Annotated in this window: 6 protein-coding genes; all 6 read left to right on the top strand. The window is 39.1% G+C overall.

Annotated elements, in window-relative coordinates:
* On the top strand, window positions 1-1581 hold a 1581-nt coding region (bcsB, locus tag I6F41_RS09055; RefSeq protein WP_231613487.1), incomplete at its 5' end, for a cellulose biosynthesis cyclic di-GMP-binding regulatory protein BcsB.
* Window positions 1581-2711, top strand: a complete 1131-nt coding sequence (gene bcsZ, locus I6F41_RS09060) for a cellulose synthase complex periplasmic endoglucanase BcsZ (protein ID WP_197108227.1) — start codon at window positions 1581-1583, stop codon at window positions 2709-2711. The genes bcsB and bcsZ, both read left to right, overlap by 1 nt.
* Window positions 2702-6520, top strand: a complete 3819-nt coding sequence (locus I6F41_RS09065; RefSeq protein ID WP_197108229.1) for a cellulose biosynthesis protein BcsC — start codon at window positions 2702-2704, stop codon at window positions 6518-6520. The genes bcsZ and I6F41_RS09065 overlap by 10 nt, the downstream gene beginning before the upstream one ends.
* 256 nt (window positions 6521-6776) lie before the next feature.
* The gene (locus I6F41_RS09070) at window positions 6777-8267 is read left to right on the top strand and encodes a peptide MFS transporter (RefSeq protein WP_197108231.1); all 1491 of its coding nucleotides are present in this window, start codon (window positions 6777-6779) and stop codon (window positions 8265-8267) included.
* 175 nt (window positions 8268-8442) lie between these two features.
* Complete coding sequence (locus tag I6F41_RS09075) at window positions 8443-11175, top strand: metallophosphoesterase (protein ID WP_197108233.1); 2733 nt, start codon at window positions 8443-8445, stop codon at window positions 11173-11175.
* Between the two features lie 319 nt (window positions 11176-11494).
* Complete coding sequence (gene hppD / locus I6F41_RS09080; protein WP_011328825.1) at window positions 11495-12541, top strand: 4-hydroxyphenylpyruvate dioxygenase; 1047 nt, start codon at window positions 11495-11497, stop codon at window positions 12539-12541.
* Window positions 12542-12654 lie beyond the last annotated feature (113 nt).

The following is a 12654-nucleotide window of genomic DNA, read 5'->3' on the forward strand; positions in this document are numbered from 1 at the left end:
TCTAGCTGGTTTGGTGCACAAGCCGATTGGCGCGGAGCACAATTTCCGTTATTAAAAAATAAAGCACCTAATGAACATAGCGTGGTGTTTATCACTAACGACTCTAAGCCTGATTTTTTACGTGATTACCCTGATGTTGATAAACCAACAATTGAAATTATTTCTAACCCACTCCATCGCTATAAAAAAATGTTACTTATAGTGGGCAAAGACACTGCTGATTTAAAAACTGCAGTAACGGGTTTAGCATTTGGTCATAAACTGATGACTGGTCGCACCGCTAGTATAGAGGCTATTAATCAGCTCCCGCTAAGAGAAGCATATGATGCTCCTCGCTGGTTAAGAGGCGATCGCCCCGTACATTTTGATGAGTTAATTGACTACCCAAAACAATTACAAGCTCAGGGCTTAAATAATGGCCCGGTAAAATTAAACGTACGCCTTGCACCCGATTTATTTACTTGGCGCGAAAAAGGCATCCCAATTACGCTGCAATATAGAAATACGCCTGAGAGCAGCATGCTTGACTCACGCCTAAACATGCTAATTAATCAAGAGTTTATTAGTGGTTTTTTACTCAGTAAAAATGATTCATTACTAAGTAAAACCAAAACAATTATGCCTTTAATTGGTAATACAGATACCACAAAAAACGCAGAAGATTTTTCCTTAAATGGGATTAACTTAGCAATTAGAAATGAGCTTAACTTTGACTTTCGCTTTGGTGTACTTAAAAAGGGAGAATGCTCTGTTGTACCTGCAGGAGGGGAGTATGGCGTAATAGATGGTAATTCAAATATTGATGTTAGTGGGTTTCATCATTACATTGCCCTACCCGATTTAAATGTATTTGCTAATAGCGGTTTCCCATTTACTAAATATGCCGACTTACATCAAACCTTGGTTATTTTAGATGATAATCCAACACCTAAAGCAATCACTTTACTACTCAATTTAACCGGTCGCTTTGGTGCTATCACAGGCTACCCTGGACACCGTTTAGAAATACAATCAGTCAGTGACGATAATAGTAATTATGATGACAAAGATATTATGATTATTACCGCCGCAAATACAGCGGTGAGTGACATTGATGAGAACGCGCCCACCAGTAAGCTTTTAAAAAATAACCACAGAATTATAAAGCAAGCTTTTTATAATGGCGCCTATGATGCTGATACAACAGAAGATGTACAGGTAAGCTTAGTTAGTAGCGGAGACTTAGCCGTTATTGCAGGGTTTCAATCGCCATTTGACTCTGAGCGCTCAATCGTGTCGTTAACCGCCAGTACTAATAAAGCGTACACACTACTAGATACTGCATTTAACGAGTCGCAATGGTTATCGCAAATTAAAGGCAGCGCTGCCGTTATTACTAGCCAAGGCGTAAGCTCTGTTAAGGCAGATGATACGTATTTTGTGGGGTATGTACCTGTGTATACTTTAATTTGGTTTCATTTATCTGATCATCCATTTTGGCTAGCTTTTTTATCTATTTTAACCCTGTTACTTATTTCATTTATAATTTGGCGCTTACTACAGGCCCTTACCTACAAACGTTTAGCTGAAGGAGATAAATAATGAAATTATTTATAACTAAAGCATTTATTATGCTGATTTTATTTACTCCTTTAAGCCACGCACAACAATGTGCGCCTTGGCAGCAATGGCAAACGTTTAAAACACACTTTATGAGTGATGATGGCCGAATAATCGACTTAGGCAGCGAGCAAAATATTACCACTTCTGAAGGGCAATCCTATGCGCTATTTTTTGCGCTAATTGCCAATGATAAAACCGCTTTTGATAAAGTATTAAACTGGACTGAAGAGCATTTAGCCGAAGGCGATTTAAGTACTCGCCTACCTGCATGGCTATGGGGAGTTAATAAAAACAACGTAGGTAATATTCTTGACTCAAACCCAGCATCTGACTCTGATTTATGGATTGCTTATAGCTTATCGCAAGCAGCTATACTTTGGGATGACCGCCGTTACCGTATTTTAGCTGCTGTGCTCGCACAGCGTATAATGCGCGAAGAAACAGCATATATTAAAGGACTTGGTTTATCTTTATTACCCGCACCTAGCGGCTTTGAGTTTGATAACAAGCGCTATAAATTAAATCCAAGCTATTCGCCGCTGTTTATTTATCAGCAATTTAGCAAACTTTATCCTCATTCACCATGGCAAGAGCTGCATGACGGTTCTGCCAACCTAATTCTTGAAACAAGTAATCAAGGTGTTAGCCCTGATTGGATTATGTTTGATACTAACAAGGGCTTTTACTTTGATAAAAAAGTAACCGACTTGGGAGGCTATAATGCAATTAGAGTCTATTTGTGGGCAAGTATGATGGCAGAGGATGCACCTTACAAAAAGCAATTAGTTACGCAGTTTGCTCCTTTCATTAAAACGATAAATAAGCGTGGTTATGTGCCTTTAAATACCTATGCACAAACGGGGAACTCAGATAAAAGAGGACCTGTTGGCTTTAATGCCGCATTACTGCCTTTACTAGCAACAGCAAATAATGACAATGACGCTGTAACAATGTCGATTCAACAAAAGTTAATGGTTGATAAATCATTTAGCAAATCGCGTTATTACGATAGTGTATTAAATTTATTTGGTAGCAGTACCTTAGATAAACGCTTTGCAATTTTAGCAGACGGGACGCTGCAACCTAACTGGAGCGATGAATGTCGTTAAGGTTTAGCTTAGTTTATGCCTTAGTAGCGTGCTCAACGTTAAGTGCTAAAACAGTCGACGATATAGACACTCAGTCTGTCGCATGGCTATTAAAGCAGATAAATATTGGCAAAGGGCAAGAAAATAAAAAGCTCGTTGAAGATAGCTTACGTAAGCTCGTTGCTATAGCCCCACTGCGCATTGAAACCCAATGTGCTTTAGCACGTAATTACTTTGCTACCGGCGCAACTAATGAAGCAACCTTATTACTAAACCAGCTTGATAATGGCGCAGCAAAACAACACCCATGTATTGAGCAACTTCGAGTTATTGCCCGTATTGAAACAACCGACAAACCATTAGTACAACAAGCAAAATTACTAGCAAGAGCTGGCCAATATGTTCAAGCCCGGCAAATTTATAACACCCTTTTTGATACAGCCTACCCCGAGCTTAGTTATGAGCTTGAACATTTAAACTGGTATGCACAAGACAGTGCCCAATGGCAGCAGGTTAATAAAGGCTATTTGCGCTTAATAGAGCAATACCCTGATGTAGCCCTAATCGAAATAGCTTATGCGACGCACCTGTTTAAACGCTCTGCGCTCGATAAACATGCGACTGATGTTTTTAGTAAATATGGCGTAACTGGACGTTTTAGCAACCAAATTGAGGATGCTTGGCTAAGAACATTGGCATTTATGCCTATTGAGAGTAGTACTGAGCAACAGTATCAGCGTTACTTTCTTGTGTATCCCTTTAGCAGTAAAGGGGAATTACAATATCAAGATTTCAAAAAGAAGTTTAGCGCTCGTCAAGCCTTGCTAGGTGATCCTGCTTATCAACTTTGGCAAAAAGGTGATGAACTACTTGAAAACAATAAGTTAAATGCCGCTGAACCTCTTTTATTACGAGCGTTAAAAGGCCGCCCAGCTGATTCTCAAGTTATGCGTAGTTTAGGTGTGCTCTACTTACGCTCAGGTGAGCATCAAAAAGCAGATAACTACTTTACTCGCGCATTAAAATACACCTCAGAGTTTAATGAGCGTGAAATACTCAAAGGCTTAGCCAAAACTGCCAATTTTTGGCTGTATATTCGCCAGACTAAAGAAGCCATAAATAACGCAGAGTTCAGAACGGCAGCACTCAAACTAAATTTAGCAGCTGCATTACAAGAAAACCCTAACACCATTTTATTTTATAAGGGCGAGCTTTTATTTGCTCAAGGGCAGTACTCTCAAGCTGCTACTTTTTATCAAAGTGTTTTAAAAAATGAACCGCTTAACTCAAGTGCATTATTAAGCTTACTTAAAATAGCCGAACTTGAGCAAAGTGAAAAAGCGTTAAATGCTTTTTATAATAACCTTAGTTCTTTGCAAAAACAGCAAGTAAAGTCAGCTTACGCGGCCGCTGTTAGCAAGCAACTAAGAGAAAAAGCGACTCGATTTTATGATGCTGGCGAATTAAACACCGCTAGAAAAACCTTAGAATATGCCATTGAGTTAACTCCTCAACAACCCTGGTTATACTATGATCTTGCTTTAATTTATCAGCAACAAGGTTTAACTCAGCAAGCCCGATCTTTATTTAACAATGTGTTATGGCAATTTCCACTTAACTCTTCACTGCGTTATAGCCATGCACTTTTTCTGCGCTCTATAGATGACTATAAAGGTGCACAAGCGACGTTAAAGTATATTCCGGTTAAAGATAGAGATGCCGATATTTTAGTGCTCGAACAACAGTTACATATTAATGAGTCGCTTAATCAAAGCGAGCAACTCTTAAATACTAACAATAAAGCAGTCGCGGTTTACCATTTAAGTAGTTTAGAAGCGCAAGATTTAACACCTTTAATGCAAGCAAAACTAGCAAGTAGTTGGTATAAAATTGCAGAGCAACAATACGCACTTAACTCACTTAATAAAGCTTTAACAAGCGCGCCAACTCTCGCCCCATATTGGCATATGCTTTATGGTGAATGGCTTTTAGAGCAAGGCATTGAAGAGAAAACGCATAACTGGTTTACAAGTTACACATTGCCAGAGAGCGCAACTGAAAACGAAATCACTCAATATGTGCAATTACATAATAATTATATAAATCAATATTACAGCGGTAGCGATTTAATCGCTAAGCTAAACCAGCTTGACCAAAAATATAAAAATACGCCGGCAATAACTACCGCTCTTATAAATGCAAACTTAGCACTTGAGCAACGTGAAGCGGCAATTATTTTATATCAGCAAAAAATACAAAATAAACAAACTCTTGAGCCCCAAGCTTTAATGGCTATTGCCACCACTTATAGAGAGCTTGGTGATGACTATCAGGCAAAGCAGGTTACGCAACAGGCTATAAATCAAAGTTCATCTCAAAAGGGGTACTTACAACGACAAATAATGGCATCCCTTAATGAGTTTAATTACGCGGGTGATGCGCTGTATCTTGCGAAGCAATTAGTTGATAAATCGCCAAACGATCAAGAACTTCGGTACCTAGGAGCTCAAGTTGCCGATAAGTTTAACAATGTCGAGCAAGCAAATACCTGGTATCAGCAAACACTGTCGCCTAACCAAGCTCTCAATGATGAACAGCTATACAGTAGCCTAGCGCGTATTAACGACACTGACCCTTGGTATATTAATGGCGCAAAACGTGAGTTAATAAATCAACAAAATAAAAACCAAGCTTATATTGCCATTGGGGTTAATTTTAGTGGCCAAACAAGTACCCAAAGCGAAGCAACGCTGGGAGCTGGCTTAATGCCTATGGAAGCTTATTTTCCGCTTTGGCAAGGCCATGGATTTATTAAAGTCGACCCTACAACTATAAGCGCACAAACAACACGATTTGATGAGCAATTTGCAGGTAGCCGCTATGGACAAGGTGCATTGTGTATTTTTACCTGTTCATTAGATGAAGTAAGCCCTGAGGAAAGTGGCGTTGATATTGGTATAGGTTGGCAAAATGAAAACTGGCGTGTTGATATTGGTACTACCCCACTTGGTTTTTTAATTGAAGACATAGTGTGGGGCATAAACTACGCAGACGATTTTGGCGACTTTGGATACAGCCTAGAACTTGAAAAACGCCCTGTTACCAGCTCGGTACTCTCCTATGCTGGTTTAACCGATATATACTCAGGTAAAGTTTGGGGTGGCGTGCGCTCAACTGGCTTAACCGCCAACTTATCGCACGACTTGGGTGGTAATTGGGGTTTTTGGTCAAGTGCCGACTTTCAATTATATAAAGGTCAAAACGTAAAAGACAATCAACGTTATCGGCTAATGGGTGGCAGTTACTATCGCGTTATTAGTAACCAAGAGCGTGAATTTACCGCTGGTGTCAGTTTATTGCATTGGTCTTATAAGTTTAATTTAAGCGAAGAAACCTATGGTCATGGCGGATATTACAGCCCGCAAAACTATATAGGTATTTCATTACCATTAAGTTATGACGCACGTTGGGGAGATGATTTTGTTTATCGAATTAAAACCGGTATTTCTTACTCACAAACTAAATCGAACGCGATTGACTTTTTTCCAAACGATCCCGACTTACAAGCCCAAGCATTCGTAAGCCAGCTTGAAACAGGCGTCGTTCCTGCTTTTAAGGGTGATACTAGCGCCGGTGTTTCGTATAACTTAGAAGGCAGTTTTGAGTACCGAGTAACCCCGCATTGGTTTTTTGGAGGCTACTTAGCAATTGACCGCTCTGACTTTTATGAGCCTAACTTTGGACAACTTTATGTACGTTACTATTTCAATCCTGTTTACGGCACATTAGCATTCCCAGGCAAACCTATAATACCTTATGCTGACTTTTAACAAGGTTTATTGTGTTTAAACCATAAAGCTTAACACTTCCCCTCGCACTAAGGTCTATGTATACTAATGCGCAATTGTAGCTAGGATAAGGGTGTGACTCTTACCTACGGCTTTACTACCTTAACGGCAAACCATTACCTTAGCTGCATTAAACAATACTGATGGTCGAGCATTTAGCGTGTAATACATGGCGCTAAATAGCTAAAGCAAAAATATATAAGGCCATTACAACAATACTTAAAGTTAGGAAGTAAATATGAGTTCAGCTCCAGATAGTGGTTGGTTTGGCCACCCTAAAGGACTTTCAACCTTGTTCTTCACCGAAATGTGGGAACGAATGAGTTATTACGGTATGCGAGCTATGCTCGTATTATTCATGACAGCAAGCTTACAAGAAGAAGGCTTAGCCTTTACCGTTGCCTCAGCTGCTGCAATTTATGGTTTGTACACAGGCGCAGTATACTTTTTAGGCTTACCTGGTGGTTGGCTAGCTGATAGATTATTCGGCGGTCAAAAAGCTGTTTGGTATGGCGGTATTATTATTATGTGTGGCCACATTATTTTGGCTATTCCACATGATTACTCATTTTTTATTGGTTTAATTTTTGTAGCAACGGGTACCGGCTTACTAAAACCAAATATCAGCGCTATGGTTGGACAACTATACAGTGATGCTGATGAACGTCGTGATGGCGGGTATGCTATTTACTACATGGGTATTAACTTAGGTTCATTAATTGGTTATTACGTTTGTGGTTACTTTATGGAAAATCTAGGTTGGCACTGGGCGTTTGGTGCTGCAGCTGTTGGTATGGCTATTGGTTTAGTGCAATACAAGCGCTCACTTAAAAACTTACCTGAGCATAGTGCCCTACCAGCTAATCCATTAGGTCCTAAGGGTACTGCTCGCGCATGGGGCAGTATTGCTATATTTATCATTATAGCGGCTGCAATCACTACCGCCGCTATGACTGGCGCTATTATTATTAACCCAACGGTAGTTGCAGGTTATACTGCGATTGCATTCACTATTATTTTCTTTGTTTATTTTGGTCTTATCTACTTTAAAGGTAAGTTAACCGATGCTGAGAAACAAAGAATGTGGGCACTGTTTTTAGTATGTATAGCTTCTGCCTGTTTTTGGTCTGGCTTTGAGCAAGCAGGTTCATCATTAAACTTATTTGCACGTGATTATACTGACCGTCTTATTGGTACTTTTGAAATCCCTACAACTTGGTTTCAGTCATTAAACTCGCTGTTTATTATTGCGCTATCACCATTTTTTGCAGCGCTTTGGATTAATATGTCAAAGCGTCTTGTTTCACCATCTTATAGTGCAAAATGTGCTGTTGGTTTAATTATAATGGCAACAGGTTTCTTAGTTATGTTTATGGCAGCGCATTATGCGGCTGAAGGCCTAAAAGTAGCACCTTACTGGCTTGTTACTACCTACTTTTTACACACTGTGGGTGAGCTTTGTTTGAGCCCTGTGGCATTAAGTGCTGTAAGTAAGTTATCGCCTCGTCGCTACACAGGCCAAATGATGGGCGTATTTGTATTAACTTATTCTATCGGTAATATCATTGCCGGATTACTTGCTGGTAACTTCGATCCAAATAATGTTGATGAAATACCTAACTTATACCTACAAATAGCATTATTTAGTATTGGTGTTGGTGTTATTTTAGTACTAATGACCTTTAAATCTAAAGTGTGGGAAAGACAGGGACTAAGCGAGGAAGCCTAGTAGTTAAGGTATTTAATTAAAATATTTGTTAATTAAATACCTATTACCCAACTTTTAATTACTTCCCCATAGCAGTATGGGGAAGTTTCCTCTTGGTAATCTTTTATTGCTTAGTTGTTAACTGATATTATTTAGCCAATTGATTACTGATTAGATTTTTAGGGATAGCGGGTAGATGCAATTGTTCACTTTGTATAAAGTAATTTTAGTTGTTTTTTTCATTGGTTTTTTATCTGCTTGTGGTGGCGCTGGCGATCAAGTCACTCCTAATCCTAATAACCCTTCCACTCCCCAAGCTAACGTATTACTTATTACTGGTGCAGGCTTATCTGCCACTATTAACGATAACTTTAAAATTGAAATTCCTGCCAATAGTGTTAACTCTGATACTGAGCTCACTTATATTAGTATTGAGCAAGACGAAACGCCACAAACGCAAAATATTATTTCTAATCTACATAGCTTAACTCCCGCAGGGCTTTCACTAAGTAATCCTTTTACAATTTCCTTAAAAATCCCTGACGATTACGCATTAGGCGGCCAACTTTATATTGCCCGTTTAAACGCTACAACTTGGGAAACTATAGAGAACTCTCGTGTTTTAAATGGTTTTGTTACAGCTCAAGTTAATCAGTTAGGCACATATGCCATAAAAATGCAGCGTAAAGAACGCACTGCCAGTATAGGCCCTACCTGTGATGTAAACAGCACTGAGCAATCTATTCGCTTTGTACATATTGCCGACTTACATGCTCGATTTGGTTATCAAGAGCAATTTTTTAGCCGAATTAAGGCATATCATAAAAAGGCTTTAAGCAAATCACCTCATACTTTATTTACCGATGGTGGAGATGATTACGAAAAAGGCACTGTAGCTGAGCAAATATCACAAGGTTTAGCGACCGATGAAGCCGTAAAAGCAATGAAGTTCGATCTTCGTGTAATAGGTAACCATGACTATGCTTGGGGGCCTGAAAAATTATTAGGCTTCTCAAAGGATGATAATGCCATTGTACTTGCCAGTAATACACGCTACGAAGGCGAACAAACACAAGATTTTGCAGCAGTAGGTTTTGCTAAAGTACAAGTAGGCTGCATTACACTCGGCGTATTTGGTATGACATCGGTCCCGTGGAACGAGCTAGATAGACCACTACAAGATGACCCTATTCCTGATTTTATCAAACAATTTAAAATGAGCTGGCAATGGCAACAAATAGCACAAAGTATTGTTAGTCAGTACAGCGATAAAGTAGATTATATGGTGATGTTAAGTCATTTAGGTGAAGGCCTTGATACTAAAATCGCACAAAGTGTGAGTGGTATTGATTTGGTTTTAGGCGGTCATACCCATGGCGGTGAGAGCTTTAATACCCTTGATAATGGCGCTATTGTTATTCAGCCTAACTTTTACGCTAAGGGCATAACCGACTTAAACTTAACGTTCGACACTAGTAATAAAACGCTCAAAAATGTTGACTACAAAACAGTAAAAACCGACACCATTACTGAGCGAGACACAACCACACAACAAGCCATCGACACAATTATGGGCCGTTATGCTCCCGATGCACAAACTGAAATTGCAATATCAGAAAACTACTTAAATGCAATGCAATTAGCAGCAGTCACCGCTGCAGCCGCTCAGCACTCAAGCAGCACTATTTCAGCAGCTTTACTCAACCCTGAGTTAGTGCAAAAACGTTGGACCCCTGGCGCCCTAACACAAGAGGACTTTCATAAAGCTTACTACGTAGAAAGGCAGCCATCTAACACCCCAGGCTTTAACTCTTTATATAAAGTCACGGTTAGCGGCAATGATTTAAATGCTATGTTAGCCAATCAAGCTGATTGGTTTTTACTAGCGCCTGAAAATATTCAAGCATCAAATAACTACAGTGTCGCACTTTTTAAAGGGGCAGCTCTTAATCCTGATTTATTTTTTAATGGGGTTACTTTTAATGATGTAGCACCGATAGCCGAAGCTTGGTGGCTTCTGGATCAATACGCACGTTATAGAACCACTCAATGCTTGCATATTGATACAAATACGCCACTCAATGCCTGCCAAGACATTGCTAATATCACTATTTGGAACTTTGATGATGTTAGCGATCCGCTTAAAGCCGACTTAGGCCCATCAATTCTTAGTTACTTCGATCCTGACAATAAAGGCTGGGGTCCTAAAAAGACCACCTTTGCTAGTACTAGCGCATTTAATATTAGTGATTTAGCTGATGGCGCATCAACTGTAATGGCATTTACCGATCACTCTCCTAACGAAGGGCTAAAGATTGAGTTAAATACCGCGCCAAATGGGGATTTTGCAAACCAAGGAATGGTGTCTGACTACACTTTAGTGATGGACATTTATTGGCCTTTTGCAGCAAAAGAAATATACAGAGCACTAGTTCAAACCGATGCAACAAATGATTTGAATAACGACGCCGACATATTTATTAATCCTATTGGTGGGTTAGGTGCATCAACCAGCGATAGTGGTTATTTTGGCACATCTGAGCCTGATACCTGGCACCGTATAGCTTTTGTATTTTATACCGCACCAAGCAATGGCGTATTTGAAGTGTATATTGATGGTGAATTTGCGGGTGTTAAAAGAGACGGTGAAATAGGTAAACGCTGGGCACTCGATCAAGCCGTATTATTATTAACTGATAATAACTACGAAACCGAACCGGGTTATTTAAACGCACTGCTTTATGCTGGTCGCGCAATGACTCGCAGTGAAATAAAAAGTATGGGTAACGCGCAACAAAAGCTGACTTTTAAGCAAACAACCCGAGAGCTCAATCAAAGTGTTGAACGCCATTACCAACTTGCACCCGCAATAAAACCTAATTTATGGTTAGAGCAACGTAGCAAGTTCTTTAACAATAGCAAACCGTAAACAATTAAATACAAAAAACCTTGTTTTTACTACAGTAAAAAAAGAGATTTAAGTTAGCTTAAATCTCTTTATAAAAAATAAACCACAACAAAATCAATAGCTAAAACTTAAAATGCCGCACTTATTCAAACGTTTTAATACATACGCGTATTTAAAGCACTCAGCAAAAAAGTAACTTACTGCTAACCGTCCTATAAAATTTACACACGCGCTGTTTACTAAATAACAACGCCCTCTTCCCCAAAGTACAAATTTAGTTAATCATCTACAGCAATACGACAACAAATAATCGCAGTGCTTAATTGCGGGAGTAATGATAATGAGTGAAGTAAATAACCCTTTAGGTTTAGTTGGTATCGAATTTACCGAATATGCAACACCTGATGCAGATTACATGGATAAAGTATTTACCGACTTTGGCTTTTCAAAGCTAAAAAAATTCAAAGGTAAAGACATTGTTTATTACAATCAAAACGATATTCATTTTTTATTAAATAACGAGCGTGATGGTTTTTCGGCACAGTTTGCTAAAGATCATGGCCCGGCTATTTGCTCTATGGGTTGGCGAGTAGAGAATGCACAAAAAGCATTTGAAGCAGCGGTAGAGCGCGGTGCAAAACCAGCAACCGACTCGGCAAATAAAGATTTACCTTACCCTGCAATTTATGGCATTGGCGACAGCTTAATTTACTTTATTGAGCAATTTGGCGAAAAAGGCTCTATTTACGCACAAGACTTTGAAGATCTAGCCGAGCAAAACGTGGTTGACGATAAAGGCTTTATTCGCATCGACCATTTAACTAATAATGTTTATAAAGGCACCATGGAAAAATGGGCTAACTTTTATAAAGATGTATTTGGTTTTACAGAAGTTCGCTACTTCGACATTAAAGGCCAAAAAACAGCGTTAATTTCGTATGCGCTTAAATCGCCTTGTGGCACTTTCTCTATTCCTATTAACGAAGGTAAAGGCAACGATAATAACCAAATCGATGAATACCTTGGTGAATACAATGGCCCTGGCGTACAGCATTTAGCATTTTTAACTGACGACTTAGTAAGCTCACTTGATAAGCTTGATAAATCGACTATTGCAACTTTAGATATTATTCCTGAGTACTACGATACTATTTTTGACCGTGTACCTTGGGTTGCTGAAGACAAAGAAAAAATTCGTGAGCATCAAATTCTAGTAGATAGCCAAAGTGAAAACTGTTACTTACTACAAATTTTCTCTAAAAACCTATTTGGTCCTATTTTTATTGAAATGATTCAGCGAGTTGACGATGGTGGCTTTGGTGAAGGTAACTTCCAAGCACTATTTGAATCAATTGAACGCGACCAAGAGCGCCGTGGCGTTTTATAAGTAGTTAGCATTTATATTTTAAAAGCAGCGTAACTCGCTGCTTTTGTCGTTTTACGCTGATATTGAGTAACAATTCTACTCTGTCTGTTTAAATCGTGCTATTCATCACCATA

The organism is Pseudoalteromonas sp. SCQQ13, assembly GCF_015864415.1.
Taxonomy (GTDB): domain Bacteria; phylum Pseudomonadota; class Gammaproteobacteria; order Enterobacterales; family Alteromonadaceae; genus Pseudoalteromonas; species Pseudoalteromonas nigrifaciens.